At 33.4% G+C, this 16,797-nt stretch carries 14 protein-coding genes, 1 tRNA gene and 4 pseudogenes; 14 read left to right on the plus strand and 5 right to left on the minus strand.

Annotation, left to right across the window (positions count from 1 at the left end):
* Positions 1-88: 88 nt before the first annotated feature.
* Both OPS21_RS02410 and OPS21_RS02415 read left to right on the plus strand, forming a co-directional pair.
* Positions 89-310 carry a hypothetical protein gene (locus tag OPS21_RS02410; RefSeq protein WP_265027694.1) on the plus strand — a complete coding sequence of 74 codons (222 nt, stop codon included), beginning with the start codon at positions 89-91 and terminating at the stop codon, positions 308-310.
* A gap of 4 nt (positions 311-314) precedes the next feature.
* Positions 315-1,414, plus strand: a pseudogene (locus OPS21_RS02415) (IS3 family transposase).
* Positions 1,415-1,503: 89 nt separating this feature from the next.
* Here the strand turns inward: OPS21_RS02415 and OPS21_RS02420 are convergent.
* A complete protein-coding gene (locus OPS21_RS02420) occupies positions 1,504-3,279 on the minus strand; it encodes a hypothetical protein (protein WP_264336907.1) in 1,776 nt (591 codons plus the stop codon).
* 129 nt (positions 3,280-3,408) lie between these two features.
* On the opposite strand from OPS21_RS02420, the gene OPS21_RS02425 reads away from it, so the two are divergent.
* Complete coding sequence (locus tag OPS21_RS02425; RefSeq protein WP_010407162.1) at positions 3,409-4,734, plus strand: phosphomannomutase/phosphoglucomutase; 1,326 nt, start codon at positions 3,409-3,411, stop codon at positions 4,732-4,734.
* Positions 4,735-4,864: 130 nt separating this feature from the next.
* Here the strand turns inward: OPS21_RS02425 and OPS21_RS02430 are convergent, their stop codons facing one another.
* The 3 genes from OPS21_RS02430 to OPS21_RS02440 are packed head-to-tail and all read right to left on the minus strand — an operon-like array spanning position 4,865 to position 7,514.
* A complete protein-coding gene (locus OPS21_RS02430; protein WP_264336908.1) occupies positions 4,865-5,452 on the minus strand; it encodes a CvpA family protein in 588 nt (195 codons plus the stop codon).
* Positions 5,453-5,509: 57 nt separating this feature from the next.
* Positions 5,510-6,106: a riboflavin synthase gene (locus OPS21_RS02435; RefSeq protein WP_264336909.1), complete on the minus strand. Its 597-nt coding sequence runs from the start codon at positions 6,104-6,106 to the stop codon at positions 5,510-5,512.
* Between the two features lie 40 nt (positions 6,107-6,146).
* Positions 6,147-7,514 carry a hypothetical protein gene (locus tag OPS21_RS02440; protein ID WP_264336910.1) on the minus strand — a complete coding sequence of 456 codons (1,368 nt, stop codon included), beginning with the start codon at positions 7,512-7,514 and terminating at the stop codon, positions 6,147-6,149.
* Positions 7,515-8,096: 582 nt separating this feature from the next.
* Here OPS21_RS02440 and pheS point away from each other — a divergent pair.
* From pheS to OPS21_RS02485, 9 genes and pseudogenes are all read left to right on the plus strand, one after another.
* Positions 8,097-9,140, plus strand: a complete 1,044-nt coding sequence (pheS, locus tag OPS21_RS02445) for a phenylalanine--tRNA ligase subunit alpha (RefSeq protein ID WP_264336911.1) — start codon at positions 8,097-8,099, stop codon at positions 9,138-9,140.
* On the plus strand, positions 9,141-10,376 hold the full coding sequence (locus tag OPS21_RS02450) for an NTP transferase domain-containing protein (RefSeq protein ID WP_265027695.1): 1,236 nt from the start codon (positions 9,141-9,143) through the stop codon (positions 10,374-10,376). It begins immediately after the preceding gene.
* Between the two features lie 60 nt (positions 10,377-10,436).
* Positions 10,437-10,907, plus strand: a complete 471-nt coding sequence (locus tag OPS21_RS02455; RefSeq protein ID WP_264336913.1) for a P44/Msp2 family outer membrane protein — start codon at positions 10,437-10,439, stop codon at positions 10,905-10,907.
* Positions 10,908-11,142: 235 nt separating this feature from the next.
* Positions 11,143-11,616, plus strand: a complete 474-nt coding sequence (locus OPS21_RS02460) for a hypothetical protein (protein WP_264336914.1) — start codon at positions 11,143-11,145, stop codon at positions 11,614-11,616.
* A gap of 235 nt (positions 11,617-11,851) precedes the next feature.
* Positions 11,852-12,330 (plus strand): annotated as a pseudogene (locus OPS21_RS02465) (outer membrane protein).
* A gap of 216 nt (positions 12,331-12,546) precedes the next feature.
* Entirely contained in the window at positions 12,547-12,849 is a 303-nt protein-coding gene (gene rplU, locus OPS21_RS02470; RefSeq protein WP_264336916.1) for a 50S ribosomal protein L21, read from the plus strand.
* A 10-nt stretch (positions 12,850-12,859) separates the two neighbouring features.
* The gene (rpmA, locus tag OPS21_RS02475; RefSeq protein WP_006012184.1) at positions 12,860-13,129 is read left to right on the plus strand and encodes a 50S ribosomal protein L27; all 270 of its coding nucleotides are present in this window, start codon (positions 12,860-12,862) and stop codon (positions 13,127-13,129) included.
* An 8-nt stretch (positions 13,130-13,137) separates the two neighbouring features.
* A tRNA-Ile gene (locus OPS21_RS02480) sits at positions 13,138-13,214 on the plus strand.
* Positions 13,215-13,253: 39 nt separating this feature from the next.
* Positions 13,254-13,589, plus strand: a pseudogene (locus OPS21_RS02485) (S-adenosylmethionine synthetase N-terminal domain-containing protein); the annotation flags it as partial.
* A 196-nt stretch (positions 13,590-13,785) separates the two neighbouring features.
* On the opposite strand, the gene OPS21_RS02490 reads toward OPS21_RS02485, so the two are convergent.
* Complete coding sequence (locus OPS21_RS02490; protein ID WP_264336305.1) at positions 13,786-15,063, minus strand: IS4-like element ISWpi18 family transposase; 1,278 nt, start codon at positions 15,061-15,063, stop codon at positions 13,786-13,788.
* A gap of 102 nt (positions 15,064-15,165) precedes the next feature.
* Between OPS21_RS02490 and metK the strand changes: the two are divergent.
* Positions 15,166-16,005 (plus strand): annotated as a pseudogene (gene metK, locus OPS21_RS02495) (methionine adenosyltransferase); the annotation flags it as partial.
* A 110-nt stretch (positions 16,006-16,115) separates the two neighbouring features.
* Entirely contained in the window at positions 16,116-16,781 is a 666-nt protein-coding gene (locus OPS21_RS02500) for a TenA family protein (RefSeq protein WP_064085980.1), read from the plus strand.
* Positions 16,782-16,797 lie beyond the last annotated feature (16 nt).

The following is a 16,797-nucleotide window of genomic DNA, read 5'->3' on the forward strand; positions in this document are numbered from 1 at the left end:
TTAGGGTTAATTCATCTAACAATGTCCACTTACTCTCAAATGATTTTGCTTGATGTGTTTTTTTGAAAGCACAGAAAATTAGTGATTGTTGCGGTATGATGTTTCGTTTGGATTAGCTATAGTTGAAGTAAAAACTCATCCTTTTGAAGGGGTGGATTTTTTAGGAATCTCAGCAGGGGTTGATTTTGGATCTGATAATTCTGTATTTACCTTAGTTGGCTCTAATGGAGTTTCCTGCTCTTCTTATAATGCACCCCATAAACTAGACCAAAAAAAAATGGTTGATCCGAGTAGGAAGGTAAAGGGGTAAAAGTATGGCAACAAAAAAATATGAACCAGAGTTAAAAGCAAAGATAGCTTTGGAAGCAATAAAAAATCAAAAAAGCACATCTGAGATATGTAGTGAATATAAAATACCATCAACAAATCTATATGATTGGCGTGATAGAGTATTGGCAAGGTTAAAAGACCTATTTGTTGAAGAAAGTGAAAGTGCGAGAAAACAAAGAATCTTAGCGCAAGAAATAGAAAGTTTACATAAAGTAATAGGAGAATTGACAGTGGAAAATAGTTATTTGAAAAAAAAATTACTGAAATAAGCAAAAAAGATAGAGTAAGGTTTATAGAAAAAGATTCTGATCTATCAATTAGGAAACAGGCTGATTTACTGGGGATTTGCAGATCTAGCCTATATTATAGGCATATAATTAATAACGAAAGTGAAATTTGATTCAAGAAGTATATTTGGCTTCTGATTGCCGTTATGGATATCGTAAAATTACTGCTGAAATCATAGCGAGTGGAGTAGTAGTCAATCACAAAAAAATCTTAAGAATTATGAAAAAAATGAAGATTAGTGGGCTGTATTGTAGAAAAAGATGTAATACAAGTATTAAAGAAAAAAAGCATAAAATATATCCTTATTTACTCAAAGATTTGATTATTTGTAGAGTTAATCAGGTATGGGCTACTATATATTATGGTAGAAGGTAAGTTTGTCTATTTTGTGGCAATAATGGACTTGTATAGTCGCTATATTATTGCTCATTCATTATCACCATATCTCGATGCTGGATTTTGCCTTTATACTCTCAAAGAAGCTCTAAAACAAGGTAAACCTGAGATTTTTAATAGTGATCAAGGAGTGCAGTTTACTAGCTACAACTTTATTATGGAATTAGAGCGTGCTAATATTAAAATTAGTATGGATCATAAAGGACGTTGCTTCGACAATATATTTGTTGAGCGTTTATGGAGAACTTTAAAGCAAGAAGCTATATATTATTATAGACCAAATAGTATCAGAGATTTGAATCTTATAATAAACGATTTTGTTGGTTGGTATAACTATAAAAGGCGACATCAGACTCTACATTATAAAGTTCCTGCTGATCTTTATTATCATAAACAGTAAATGAATATATTGATAAATACTTTAAATGTGTGTCGACGTATTTATCAACATATTCATTTTAAAAATCGGATCACTTTGAAAAAAATGGTCTAGACAAATGGGTGCATTATATCTGGTTTATCATTCGGAATTGGAATAGGCCAATCCATAATGTTTTGTGGTATGTTTGTTCGAGCTTCTTCTTCCTTATCCTCTTTTTGACCTGTTAAAGATGATGCATTAACACCTGCATTTGTACCTTGGTCTTGTGTTTTAGGAACTGTAGTTTCGTGATTACTTGCCTCGATTCCTCTACTTTCATATTCAGCTTCAGTTGAAGTAGCTACTTTCGCATTTACTTCACTGAACTCATCCGCAAGTGATCTTCCGGGTTCAAGTTGTCGAATTTTCCTCTCTAAATCTTCATTTTTTCTTTGTAGTTCATTGAATTCTTGAGACAATTGTTTCATCTTTTTAGCCAATGTATTGTTTTTCCCTTTTTCTTCCGTCAATTCTTCTACCAACTGCTTTTCGTGATTATCTTGTGAACCTTCTACCAATATTTTCTTGAGATCATTTTCAAAATTTGTATTCTTTTTTTCTAGTGTACTTAACTTAGCTTCACTTTGCTTAAATTTTTCCTGTAGTTCCTCATTTATTCTATTTGTTAACTGAATCTCACTTTCTTTATCGTTCAATTGATTAGTTAAATCTATTATTTCAACATTTTTATTTTTTTGACTTTGTTCTAGTACGGTTACTTTTTGTGCTAATTGCTCTATGTCTTTATCCTTTTCAGCTAACTCTTTTTCCTTTCTTTTCAATTCATCTTTAAGTCTTGTGACTTCTTTTTCCAGATCTTGCTTTCCCTCGATTAATTGACTTGCTTCTGCTTCACCTTCTTCTGTTATCTTCGTATTACGGCTTTTTAACTCCGCGTTTTCCTTCTTGAGATATGTGTTTTCTTCCTCTAACTCATTTCCTTCTTGTTTGTTCTCTTCTTCATCACTAAACGTATCACTCTCAAATATTTCATCTTCACCATTAAATTCACTACTAATAGACAAAGAACTTCTGCGTGAAGAAGGTGTATTAAGAGAAGAATATCCACTGCTACTTGGTGTAGCTGACTGTGGTGAATCTTTTGTAAATGTTTCCTCTGCTGGTGTTTGCTGCTCGTTCACACTTTTGACCATGTCAGTGAAAGTTTGATATAGAGTTTTGCCATTGATAAAAACTTCTTTATTCTGCTCAACTAATTTTAATACCTCTTCTGGGTCAGTTATTTCTCCAAATTTTGGTTCATCAATCACTCTTTTTATGCCCTTAGAATTTACTTCTACAGTCATGCTACAATCTATGCTATTGCCTTTAGAATCCTTAGCTTGCCAGTTAATGGTCATCTCACATGAGCTTGAACCAGTAAAATCATAGTGCCTTTCGCTGCCTTTTTTGGTTGCAGTTATTTGACTATCTTTCCCTAAAGATAGGTTATAAACCTTGCCTTCGTCACTGGCTCTTAAAAGGGTGCTAATCTCTATTGGTTTTTCTTTATTTTCAAATCTAATTTTAAATTCATTATCTTGTGTTGTATATACTAAGAAATTTTCACTTGGTAGAGATTCTGCGAATTTTTTATGTGTTGCATTTATTGATTGCTCAAACTTTTGAAACTCCTCTTTCCACTTTGAACTTACCTGTTCTTTAATGTTCTCATCTTTGTGTAAAGGACCAATAAAGTACCAGATTAAATTTTCTTCTTCTAGTTTTCTGATAAAATCCTGAAAATTTTTGCAAGATTTAATGAAACTTAAAATATCATTTTTCTTTTGCTCATCTACATCTAAACCTTGATTTTCAGCTATAAATAAGTTTTCTTTTAGCATAATTTCTATTTTTAGAGAACTATATTATAAGATTAGCATATTTTCTTAAAAAATCAACTAATCTTATAGTTAAATAAACTTGAGTATTTGGCGGGAATGTTATATATTAACCACTCCAAGAAGTGCAGTATGGACAATACTATTATAAGAAAATACGATATTAGAGGTGTGGTAGGCAGAGACCTGCAAATCAGTGATGGGTATGAAATAGGTAGAAAATTCGGTCAAACTGCAGCTAACGTTTGTGTAGGCTATGACAGCAGGATAGATTCACCAAGCATAGAAAAAGAATTAATCAGAGGCTTGATTTTATCCGGTGCGAATGTTATACGCGTTGGGCTCTGTTCTTCACCTATGCTCTACGCTGCAACAATGCAGGCAGATCTTGGGATTATGATCACTGCTTCTCATAATCCCAGAGAATATAACGGCTTTAAATTTTTCAGTAGTAAAAAAGTTTACTCAGATCAAGAAATGAAGGAAATTATAGGCAATACAATTAAAAACAGCACGAAAATTGGAAGCTTAATTAACACGAATATATATAGTGAGTACGTTAACATATTAAAAAATGCGCTCAAGAATAACGCTACACAAAAACTAAAAATAGCTTGGGATTTTGGCAATAGCCCAACAATTGTAAGGTATATTGAAAAGATTTTACCAGATCATATACACATCGTAACCAATAGCTTTATAGATGGAACGTTTCCACTGCATGACCCAGATCCCATAGAAGAGAAAAATCTTGCTCAGTTAATAGATATTGTCAAGAAAGATAAATGTGATCTTGGTATTGCACTTGATGGTGATGGTGATAGGGTACGCTTGATTGATAATAAAGGTAATGTTGTTTCCAATGATCACTTGTTTATGATTTTTTCACGTGAAGTATTGGCGGAACACCCAAAAAGCAAGGTTATTGCCAACGTAAAAATGAGTATGAAAGTGCATGATTTCGTTAGCAAATTAGGAGGGCAAATAATTACCTGTGCCACTGGACACTCACTAGTTAAGAAAAAGATGGTAGAAGAAGGGGCCAAGTTTGCCGGTGAACTGAGTGGACATTTTTTCTTTTCTGAGCTAGGTTTTGATGATGGACTATATTCTGCTATTAAAGCCATTGACATTTTACTTAAGAAAAACCAAAGCCTATCTGAGATGATTAAAGATTTACCAAAGTTATATATCACTCATGAAGTGAAAATTGTAGTGAAGGATGAGAAAAAATTTCAAATAATTGAATCAATAAAGGAGACACTAAAGCAGCAAAACATTGTATTTTCAGAGCTTGATGGAATTAAGGTAACTGATGATAAAGGTTGGTGGCTTCTTAGAGTATCAAATACGCAAAACTGCATAACAGCAAGATGTGAAGGAAATACCTTAGAAGATTTTGAATTCACTAAAAAAGTTTTGTTGTATTACATTGATGAACTAAAATTATACATTTAAATTTTTTTGATGATTTACTTATTCGTCAATGTTTGCAGTTTTGTTTGATTAGTAATAGGAATTGGTAACCTATGGCGCACTGCTGTGGATAACAGCTGTCTAAGCTAATTTAGCTATAGAAAATGAACACTCACTTTTCTTTATTGTTTTGAGATTTTTCTTGATCAACCATTTCCTCACCAATCTCTTTTATTTTTAGTATCAATGACTCTGGTACATACATGTTAATTACTTCTTCTGTTGTCACAAATAAAGCCTGATAAGAGTGTGAATTTATTATCCAATTGGGCAATATGTCTTCTGCGTCTATTTTAGACTCTCCCTCTTTTTTATCATATACTGTGTGGCAATATAAGTGCACAGCAAAAAATAGTACATAAGAAAGCAATATTCCTCTGAGTGCTCCGACAAAGATTCCAGTAACTCTATCCATTAATCCCAACCTTATAGGTGATAATATGTACATTAGCCAGTTATTCATTGTCATGAATGTAAGATTAAGTATGATAAATACAGAGATTGTAGAAAGTATGTTTTGTGTAACTTTAGAGTCAAAATACTTACTATAATTTATAATAAAAAAATCATAGTAACTAGCTGTCAAAAAGACTGATAAGAGCAACAACATTAATGCACATAGCTCTTTTATAAAACCTCTAGTTATCGATATTATTACACACAAGACAATAATAAAGATAATTAGGCTATCGAAAAACATATTTTGTATCTATATGATTTTCAAGATATAATAGTTGTAAATAACAAAGTTGTAAAATTAATTGTGTTGATATTTTATCAGCTGGTCTAAGTACCGGGCAATCATATCAACTTCTAAATTTAGGTAATTACCTGTTTTGTTATATTGAAAAGTTGTATTTTTCCATGTGTAGGGAATAATGTTCACAGTGAATTCTTGATCGATAACTGAATTTACTGTAAGGGAAACTCCATCTAGCGTTACAGAACCTTTTTTTGTAATAAATTTAATTAATTCTTGTGGGCATGATAGTCTGATTTCATGAGATTCTAAATTTTGATTGATTGTTAAAATTTCTGCTGTGTCATCCACATGACCTTGAACCAAGTGGCCGTCAATTCTGTCACTCAGTTTCATTGCTTGCTCTAGGTTTATTTTTTTTCCTGTTTTCCACATATTTAAGTTAGAAACCTTCATAGTTTCTTGAGATACTTGAACTGTGAATACATCGCTCATTATGTTGACAACAGTTAAACACACTCCGGAGCAGGATATTGAATCTCCTTTGTTTATAGAGGATAAATTTTGTGTCTCAATATGGAAGGTTTGATCAGAGTTAGGGTGGATAGTGATATCAGTTATAGTGCCAATATCTTTGATAATTCCTTTAAACATGCAATAAAATAAATAATTATATCACAAAAGATCTTATTTGTTAGGTGCGCAAAGGAAGATCTTTTTTACTTATCTGCTCAATAGATTCTACAGAATATTCAGAATATATAAAGTAAGCCAGGTTCAAAACGCACAGCGTAATTAATATTGGTAACCCTATGTTTAATGTTAGACCGATACTTTCCCTTTTTTCTGCTGGCACCAATTCCTTTAAAATTGACACTTTTCCCAGCGGCAAATGCCATAGGCAGAGTGCTGATATAGAAGCTGCTACTAAAAATAGACAAAAATAAGTCTCTTTCGAAGAAAACATAGCTTTTAATGGTGATTTGAGCCTAATATTAGTAGGCAATCGAGTTTTAGCTTCATTTGTTTTTGGTAAATGATCTACAGCTTTGCTTGGTAAAATTTCATGAGAAACATTTTTAGGCTGTGGAGAAGGTTGGCCTGAAACTAATTTAATCAACTGCTCTTTTTTTCTATATACTTGCTTTTGTAAATATTCTTTACCTAAAAGTGAATTATTAGGGGGTTGTGGCCTTTTGAGTACCTCTAGCACTTCTGATATCTCATTCGGCTCTAATATTTCATGTAGTTGTTTATCTTGGAAATAAATAATATTAAACACTGAGTTGAAAATATTGTAAAATGCATCTGAATCTTGATTTTTATATTCACTTATTACTTCTACGAATATTTCATCAAGTTTTTTTCCCTTGTGCTCAGCCAAATTATCTATCATAGCTACTCTAGCATCAAGTTGAACTTGTTTTATGATTGATTGTTTTTCCTCTTCTGATAGTTCTTGAGCTTGCTTTTTTGACTTCTTTTTTCTGTTAGCCTTAAAATAATCTGTGTGCGAAGTAGTTTGACCTATATCCCGCTCTATTTCTTGAGGGACTAAATTTCTTGTGGCATCCTCATTTTTAGCTTTTTCTGCATGCTTTAGCTGTTCATTCAAAAATGCCTCGATTTGTTGCAAGCTATTGAGGTTGATGTTTTTAACTTCTGTTTGTAGCGTTATTGTTATGCCCTGCAGGAGGATTTGAATTGGAGCATTATTTATGAATTCTTCTACAGTTTTACAGTAGCTATTGTATAATTCTTCACTTTCTTTTGGCATTTTTATATTGGCTGTGAAGTTTTTCTCCTGAGAAAGGCAGATTTTAAAAAAGTCAATTAAATGTTTTATTTGAGGTAATATTGTATTAGGGTTTACCTCTGTCAGTAGCTTGAGCTTAAATGAAAACTCTTGCGTATCACTTGTAATATTTTTTGAGCGAATGGTGCTAATCTCCAGCACTTCATTAGAAAATGCTTTACTTATTTCTTTAGATCTATCCTTAAAAAACTTAGGTAAATCCTCCATTTCATATTTTTTCTTAGTTTCTATGTTACTACTATGCATGAGTAAATTTTTTAATATAGAGTGAAATAAAAAACATAATTAGTCAATAAATTAATAATTATAGCACTCTTACATAATAGTAGCGTGTTGGATTCAATAAGAGCAGAAAAAGTTACTTTACAAATCTCATCAATCTTCTTATCATGACAATAAGAGTGTTTATCCTTGTTTTTAATCTCTGCAGATTTAACAACAAAATTCAGTAAAAAACTCAGGTATATATTGGCAGATTACATAAAATTATAGCGGCTGCATGTCTTTTTTATTTTTTCTACATTCAGCCAAAACGCGCTTTAAATAAGCGTTAGCACATTATTACAATGCCGATTTACATTATAAAACTCACTACTGGGGGATTCTTTTGCCTTTTTTTCGCTTGGTGAATTTTTTAATATTCTGGATTAGTTAGGAGTCCTATAGAGATGTCATTTCAGTGCTTCTTATTACCTGTTATGGATCCCAGTGTCAGCTACTTGGATGACAAGAAGGGAGAGTACTCGCATGACACCTTTTTATCCAAATAGTTTTATTGATGATATTAAAGATTGCACTATAATGAAAGTTTAAGCTAGCGTTTTTAAGGTGAATAAAGAGCTAATAAGTGAAATACCTTTACTTGAAGATAAGGCAGTTTCTGAGATTGAAAATGCTGCTTCTTTGAAGGATTTAGAAAAAGTTAGGTTGTCATACTTGGGGAGAAAGGGTGTAGTAAAAGCTTATTTCGATGACTTAAAGAATATAGATGATGCAGGAGAGAAACGCGACCTAGGTGCAGTGATTAATGTTTTACGCAATAAGATAGACCAGCTTATAACAAGCAAAGAAAATGAACTGAAAGATAAAGAAGTTAAGTTAAAACTGCAAAATGAAGCAGTTGATATCACACTGCCTGTCAGACCAGAAAGAATTGGCAAGATTCATCCACTCAGTAAAGTTATAAGTGAAGTGAAGCTCATTTTTGCGCATATGGGCTTTAAAGCAGTTGATGGTCCTGATATTGAAGATGAATTTCACGTATTTGATGCATTAAATACTCCAAGTCACCACCCTGCACGAGAGGAGCAAGATACCTTCTATTTAAGGAATAAAATAAATGATAAAAGAATGGTGCTGCGCACTCATACCTCATCTGTGCAGATTAGAACCATGGAAAAGACAAAAACTTTTCCAATTAAAATAGTGGCTGCAGGCAGGGTATACAGAAATGACTTTGATGCAACTCACACTCCTATGTTTCATCAGATAGAAGGACTTTATGTTAATGAAAATGTCAATATGGGCCAATTAAAATTTACTATTCATTGCTTCCTTAGTAAATTTTTCGGAGATAAGGGTCTAAGAATACGCTTTCGTAATAGTTTTTTCCCTTTTACTGAACCTTCTGCGGAAGTGGACATAAGCTATAAAGATAGTAAATGGATTGAAGTACTTGGATGTGGTATGGTGCATCCAAATGTCTTTAAAAATGTTGGAATAGACCATACTAAATACAGTGGCTTTGCATTTGGAATTGGCATAGAAAGGCTTGCGATGCTGAAATATCAAATTGGTGATCTAAGGAGTTTTTACGACAACAAAATCAATTGGCTCAACCATTATGGTTTTCATTTTTCGTCTTTAAGATAAGTGACAAATAAATCTTATACATTTGTTGTACTTGCTGCTGGGCATGGTAAACGAATGAATTCAAGCTTGCCTAAGGTTCTGCACAAAATAGGTAATTTCTCCATGCTTGAGCACGTCATTTACAATGCAAAGCAGCTAAATCCTGAAAATATTGCTGTTGTAGTTGATCAGCCTTTAATTGAAAGACTAAAGTGCTTTGAGGATATAAAATTCATTACACAAGAGTCAACGCTCGGCACAGGGGATGCAGTCAAAATTGCAATGAGAAACCTGAAAGAATTATCAGACATAGTTGTTGTGCAGTATGGAGATACTCCGCTGATAAAAAGCAGCACAATAACTAAAATGATAAGCTGCTTAGGAGAGAGCAATGCTTTAGTTTGTCTTGGGTTTAAAACTGATAATAAAGGATACGGTAGACTAATTATTGAGAACGGTTCCCTAAGAGAAATAGTAGAAGTACAAAATGGTAGAAATAATGATGAGGAATTTCTTGCTAATGCTGGAATAATGGTTGCATATACAAAAGATTTACATGAATTAGTGGAGAAAATAGAGTGTAATAATCAAGCTCGCGAATATTACCTGACTGATATAGTTGCCATTGCAGTAAAGAGTAATTTAAATGTTGGCTATGTTATTGCTGATGAGGAGGAGGCAACTGGCATAAATAATAGGAATGACCTTGCAACGGCTGAGTTTTACTTTCAAGAAGAAAAAAGAAAGTTTTTCACTAACTCTGGAGTAACACTTGTTGCTCCAGAAACTGTTTTCTTCTCTCTTGATACGCAAATTGGTATGGATTCGATTGTTTACCCATACGTTTTTTTTGGTCCTGGAGTAAAAATAGGATCTGGTGTTAGGGTTGGTCCATTTGCCAAATGTGAAAATACAACAATAGGTGATGGTGCAATCATAGGTAATTTTGTTGAAACAAAAGCAAGTGATATAGGTATAAATACTAAGATAAAGCACTTAAGTTATATAGGAAATACTCAGGTAGGGCAGGGGAGTAACATAGGTGCAGGTACCGTTATTTGTAATTATGATGGGAAAAAGAAACATAAAACAAATATTGGAAGCAATTGTTTTATTGGTGCCAATAGTTCATTAATTGCACCGCTTAATGTTTATGATGACTCTCTAGTTGCAGCAGGTAGCGTTATAGTAGAGGATGTGCCAGAGAAAAGTCTTGCAATTGCAAGAGAAAGGCAAATAACTAAGAAAATAAAATAATTCCAATTTTTTTCTTGATGGTTATGCTTATATATGAATATGCTGAGATCTTAGATAAAAATGAAAAAATTATTTACCTTGTTGGTTTGTTGTTCTCTTTCAGTACCATCTTTTGGAGTTGATTGGGTTAAAGATAGAACCTATACCTCTTCGTCGTATGGCATGCTCGGTGTTAATTATGATCTTGGCTATCACTGTACAGATAGCGTTAAAATTTCATTTGGCCCTATAGTCAAACTTGTTATGAATGAAGGGATTTTAGACGCGGGACTTATGGCAAAGCTTCACTATCATCATCAATTTGAAAATACAGATATTACTCCTTATGTTACTTTTGGTCTGGGAGGTGTTGCTAAAATTCCTCTTTCAGAAAATCAAGGGCCAGACGTAGAAGAATTTTTTTCCTACCAGATAGGTTCTGGTATTAATCTTCCACTTTCTGAGAGAACAAGTGTTTTTGCTGGCTATAAGCTGCAAAAGTTCCATGAACTTTCGCATGGGGTTGAATTTGGAATGAGTTTTAATTTGTAAAATCTGATTGAATGTTTTTAGTGAAGTCTGGTTTGAATTTTTGTTGAAATAAAAGCAAGTTATATAGGCTAAAATGATGATTGCAGTAGGTAATAAAATGTGAAAAAGAAAAGTTTGGCAATTGCAAGAGACAGGCAAGTAACTAAGAAAATGATTCCAATTTTATTATGTAAGTTATGTGATTTTTAACTTTTCTATGGATATATATGCGTATATTCATGGTTAGAGGGTGAAAATGAAAAAATTACTTACTTTGGTTATCTGCTGTTCTTTGTCAGCACCGTCTTTTGGAGTTGATTGGATTAGAGATAGAATCTATACTTCGTCGTCATATGGCAATCTTGGTATTAATTATGAGCTTGGCTGTCATTATACAGATAGCATAAAAATTTCAGCTGGTCCTGTATTGAAATCTGTTTTGTTTGGAGGATCTTTGGCAGAGTTAGGATTCATGGCAAAGCTTCATTATAATCATCAATTTGAAAGTACGGATATTACTCCTTATGTTACTTTTGGTCTGGGAGGTGTTGCTAAAATTCCTCTTTCAGAAAATCAAGGGCCAGACGTAGAAGAATTTTTTTCCTACCAGATAGGTTCTGGTATTAATCTTCCACTTTCTGAGAGAACAAGTGTTTTTGCTGGCTATAAGCTGCAAAAGTTCCATGAACTTTCGCATGGGGTTGAATTTGGAATGAGTTTTAATTTGTAAAATCTGATTGAATGTTTTTAGTGAAGTCTGGTTTGAATTTTTGTTGAAATAAAAGCAAGTTATATAGGCTAAAATGATGATTGCAGTAGGTAATAAAATGTGAAAAAGAAAAGTTTGGCAATTGCAAGAGACAGGCAAGTAACTAAGAAAATGATTCCAATTTTATTATGTAAGTTATGTGATTTTTAACTTTTCTATGGATATATATGCGTATATTCATGGTTAGAGGGTGAAAATGAAAAAATTACTTACTTTGGTTATCTGCTGTTCTTTGTCAGCACCGTCTTTTGGAGTTGATTGGATTAGAGATAGAATCTATACTTCGTCGTCATATGGCAATCTTGGTATTAATTATGAGCTTGGCTATCATTATACAGATAGCATAAAAATTTCAGCTGGTCCTGTATTGAAATCTGTTTTGTTTGGAGGATCTTTGGCAGAGTTAGGATTCATGGCAAAGCTTCATTATAATCATCAATTTGAAAGTACGGATATTACTCCTTATGTTACTTTTGGTGTAGGAGGTGGAGCTAAAGTATCTCAACCAGCACAGCAAGGTCAACAGCTAGACGTAAAAAAGTTTTTTCCTACCAGATAGGTGCTGGTATTAATCTTCCACTTTCTGAGAGAACGAATGTTTTCGCTGGCTATAAACTTCACAAGTTCAGTAATTTTTCTCATGGGTTTGAACTTGGAATGAGTTTTAATTTATAAGCTCCGATTGAATGTTTTTAGTGAAAGCTTGAGTTTTTATTAACGTCGTAAAGTTTTCATGATACTAAGAGAATTTGAGAGTAGTCAAGTTTTAAAACTTGACTACTCTCCAAGGAAAAGCAGATAAAGGTAGAAGTATTTCATGTTTTTATTTATATTGACAGTATGTGTAACATCATTTACGATTAGTGTTAATAACAATAATTGATATTTGTCATGTTTGCAGTAATCGAAACTTGTGGAAAGCAGTATTTAGTAAAAAAAGGCAGCATAATTAAAGTAGAAAGATTACAAGCTGAAGAAAAAGAGGAAGTGGAAATCAATAAAGTGATTTGTGTTTCAAGTAATGGCTTATCTTGTTCATCTAATGCTGTTGTTAAAGCTGAAGTACTGGAGCAGTGTAGAGATAAAAAAATTATAATCTTTAAGAAAAAGAGAAGAAAAAATTACCGTAGGAAAAATGGTCATAGGCAGTATATTACTGTTCTTCGTATCAATGAAATTAGTCTTCAAAAGTAAGAGGTAAGATATGGCAACTAAAAAATCAGGTGGTAGTTCCTGTAATGGTAGAGATTCGGCAGGGCGTCGGCTCGGGATAAAGAAGAATGGTGAGGTTATTCCAGGTAACATAATTGTACGTCAAAGAGGTACAAAATTTCATCCTGGAAAGAATGTTGGTATGGGTAAAGATCATACGATTTTTGCTAAAACGAAAGGCTGGGTGAGTTTTAGAAAATCAGCAAATAAAAAGACGTTTATTGATGTTGTGCCTACAGATGATATGCAAGCCTTGGCTTGAATAGATACGGGTCTGTAGCTCAGGTGGTTAGAGCGCACGCCTGATAAGCGTGAGGTCGGAGGTTCAACTCTTCCCAGACCCACCATTTAAATTTGCAATAGTTTTGATATCGTGTAACTAAGCGATGGTTTTACATAAGAATTCAGTAACCAGTGAATCAGTAGCAGCCGGTCATCCAGACAAAGTAGCAGACCAGATTTCAGATGCAATACTTGACGAATACCTTTTTAATGACTCTTCCTCTCGTACTGCAATAGAGACTTTAGTTACTAAAGATAATGTTATTATAGCTGGGGAAGTATTTGGGCCGAACATTGAAAATAGCAAGATTGAAAGTATTGTACGGAATACAATAAAAGGTATTGGTTATGAGCATGATGGTTTCCACTGGGAAACAGTGAAAGTAAATATATTGCTACATGAACAATCAAATGACATTGCAATAGGTGTGGATCAAGGTCACTGCCATTAAGTTAAGGGAAAGAGAAGTTAAGATTGGACAAAAAATTTGAAGTGATTGATAATTATGGTAAATACTAGGGTGAATTTTTAAGAAAAGGGAGTCTGAAAAGTGCAAGTTATTTAAAAAAGTAATAATTGCAGGTTATTTTGCAAAGAATGTACTAATGCAATGATACTGAAAAGATATCTTGAATTTAAAACACATGTTTTCTAGCTCTTTTCTGGTAGTTGAGTGAACGAATATCAGATATCTTATGACGATCAACTCTTCTCCCTTTTCTCACCACTAAAGTGTTCATCAAAAATAACTGTGATAGTCGATCCATAATGCAGTCTATGTCTGACTCTGTAGAAAAAATATCAAAGGCTAAGTTTTTAATCGCATTAAATGAGACAGATTTATTGATGCTTTTTTTTAGTTTACTATTCTGTGCGCTCAATGTCTCTTCATCATCTTCTATCATGATACTTTCTAGATTACTGATGAAGATAGTTGACCAAAAATCCTGCTTGATAGTTTCAATACTTTTTCCTGTGAAATTCTCTAAATTTAATCTTCCCTTCAGCCTAGAAAAAAATGTTTCTACTCCCCAGCGCAAGTAATATAATCTCTCAAACTCTTCAACTGTAAAACGTTTCTCATCTAACAGAGATGTTACTAACACTTCAACTTCGCCAGAAGAAAGTATTATTTTGACTAACCTGAATTTCATCTCATCAGGTAATCCTAGCTTTCGTAGCTGTCTTGCTACTTTAATAGGTGCGGTAGACACTACCACCGTACTAGATGGGCTTTCCGGCTTAAACATAGCGTTTATTTCATTGAAAGACGAACTTGAACAGCGAATTATATAATTGATTTTCCTTCCTGTAAGCTCAGCAAGAAATCGATAAGATACGTATCCTCTATCACAGATTAACAAATCGTCTGATTTTATGGATTCAAGCATACCGATTGCTAAATCAACCTCATAGCTGTCACCTCTACTTAGCACAGATTTTATTGCAATATTATTTAGCACATCGTAGCAAACTTCAAAGGTTGCACTTGTATAGTCTTCAAATCTCTGGATTCCATTCCATACTGCTCTTGAGCCAAACTCACCTATTATTTTGTCGCTCTTTGGCAGAATCAGTATTGAAGCATCAAATGCAAGTACTCTGAAGCCATGGTGGGTTTTAAATTCCTGATCTTGGTAGTATAGGGAAACTATATCATCATTTAACTCTGAAAACGCAGTATGCTTTAGCTTCTTTCTTGCTTGAGTAAATGCACTTGCCGTAATTGTATAATCTTTTCTTGTATGCAGAACAAACTCATTAAGCATCACTTGTAATGACTTTACACTCTTTCTAAAAATCAGGAGAAATACATTAACGAAGGGCAGCTTTCTTTTTCGTGAGAAGTCTTTTGAGGATGCTCTGTGTGCGTTTATAAAGTTTAAACTCATCAATTTATTTTTTATAAACATGATTATTCTTTTTTTTACTCATGTCATTACTTCTTTTAATTTGTGGATCTTACCTGATTTTATAATACAGTTCATCACTTTTCCTTAACTTAATGGCAGTGGGATCAAGGTGCTGGGGATCAGGGCATAATGTATGGCTATGCAACAATAGAGACAGAAAGCCTCATGCCGGCACCCATTTTTTATGCACACTCGATTCTGAGAAATATCATGAGTATGGTCAAAGGGGTAAAGCTTGGTCCGGATGCAAAATCGCAAATCACTTTGGCGTATGAGAATAACCTTCCAGTGCGTGCTGAAAGTATTGTTGTTTCAATACAGCATCTTGAGGATCTGAGTCAATCGAAAGTGAAGGAAATAATTTATCCTTACATAGCTTCATCTTTACCTGAAGGGTGGATGTGCCCTAAAGAAAATCTCTTAGTCAATCCAACAGGTAGATTTGTTATTGGTGGACCAGTTGGTGATTGTGGATTAACCGGACGAAAAGTTATGGTTGATACTTATGGAGGCTATATTCCACACGGTGGAGGAGCGTTTTCTGGAAAAGATGCAACAAAAGTTGATAGATCCGCAGCTTATATGGCGAGATACCTTGCTAAAAATATTGTCTTTGCAGGTTTAGCTGAACGTTGTCTTGTGCAGCTTTCTTATGCAATTGGTGTCTCAAAACCTACTTCATTTTACATTGATACATTTGGCACGAATACAATAGATGAAGAGAGGATTAAAGGGTTTATTGAAGGTAACATAGATTTATCAACTAAAGGCATAATAAGACATTTATCACTTAACCATCCTATATATAAACGTACAGCCTGCTATGGGCATTTTGGTAAAGAATCGGAAAGTGATGGTGGATTTTCTTGGGAAGGTGTGGACTTATCTACTGATTTTTGTAAAGAATTTAATATAGAAGAAAAAAAGAGAGAATTTCTTTAAACTATTAAACTCTTTTATTTCTAGCTTGATACTGATATAATAACTTATTATTAAATTGTAAGTAACTTTTTAGTAATTATACCAGTTTTAATATTTATGAGGCTTACAAGATGTCCGACAAACCAAAAGAAGAATTTTACGATATTGCTGTAAGAGAGTCATCTGGCCTTATTGAAAAAATAATAAAACATCCTTTCAATGTTGAATTGATGAACAATACGCTAGATTATGAAAAGTTTAAATTTTATCTTCAGCAGGATTTTTTATATTTAGTGGACTGTACTCGTGCTTTATTGATTATTGCAGCTAAAGTTCATGACATTGAAATAATGAGCAGCTTAATAAATGTGGCAAGAGGAACATTTGATGTTCGGAGGCAATATAAAGAACATTTTGGAGATTGTGATTTATCTGATAATCACAAAAAATCAAGAGCCTGTTCTGCCTTTACTGACTTTTTCATGCGCGCTGCATATCACAGTTCTGTTGCTGAAGCTTTATCAGCATCTTACCCTTGCTTTAACATATACCAAATCATTCTACATAATATGATGAGTGAGGTAACACCTGATGAGGTTAAAAATAGCAAGTACGAAGGATGGATCAATATTTACAATAGCAAAGCAATGAATGCTGCAATTGATGAGTTTACTAATGTTACGAATAAATTTTATAAGAAAGCTGGCGATTGTGAAAAAAGAAGGATGCATGAGTTTTTTAAGAGAGGTTTAGAGCTAGAAATATTGTTTTGGGATGAGATGTATTCTCTAGCATAGTCTGTAGTATTAACAC

The organism is Wolbachia endosymbiont (group B) of Chorthippus parallelus, from assembly GCF_947251815.1.
Classification (GTDB): domain Bacteria; phylum Pseudomonadota; class Alphaproteobacteria; order Rickettsiales; family Anaplasmataceae; genus Wolbachia.

Coding starts and splice junctions, on each gene's coding strand:
- OPS21_RS02420 (WP_264336907.1), bottom strand. CDS start 3,279: ATGCTAAAAGAAAACTTATTTATAGCTGAAAATCAAGGTTTAGATGTA.
- OPS21_RS02425 (WP_010407162.1), top strand. CDS start 3,409: ATGGACAATACTATTATAAGAAAATACGATATTAGAGGTGTGGTAGGC.
- OPS21_RS02430 (WP_264336908.1), bottom strand. CDS start 5,452: ATGTTTTTCGATAGCCTAATTATCTTTATTATTGTCTTGTGTGTAATA.
- OPS21_RS02435 (WP_264336909.1), bottom strand. CDS start 6,106: ATGTTTAAAGGAATTATCAAAGATATTGGCACTATAACTGATATCACT.
- OPS21_RS02440 (WP_264336910.1), bottom strand. CDS start 7,514: ATGCATAGTAGTAACATAGAAACTAAGAAAAAATATGAAATGGAGGAT.
- OPS21_RS02455 (WP_264336913.1), top strand. CDS start 10,437: ATGAAAAAATTATTTACCTTGTTGGTTTGTTGTTCTCTTTCAGTACCA.
- OPS21_RS02460 (WP_264336914.1), top strand. CDS start 11,143: ATGAAAAAATTACTTACTTTGGTTATCTGCTGTTCTTTGTCAGCACCG.
- rplU (WP_264336916.1), top strand. CDS start 12,547: ATGTTTGCAGTAATCGAAACTTGTGGAAAGCAGTATTTAGTAAAAAAA.
- rpmA (WP_006012184.1), top strand. CDS start 12,860: ATGGCAACTAAAAAATCAGGTGGTAGTTCCTGTAATGGTAGAGATTCG.
- OPS21_RS02490 (WP_264336305.1), bottom strand. CDS start 15,063: ATGTTTATAAAAAATAAATTGATGAGTTTAAACTTTATAAACGCACAC.
- OPS21_RS02500 (WP_064085980.1), top strand. CDS start 16,116: ATGTCCGACAAACCAAAAGAAGAATTTTACGATATTGCTGTAAGAGAG.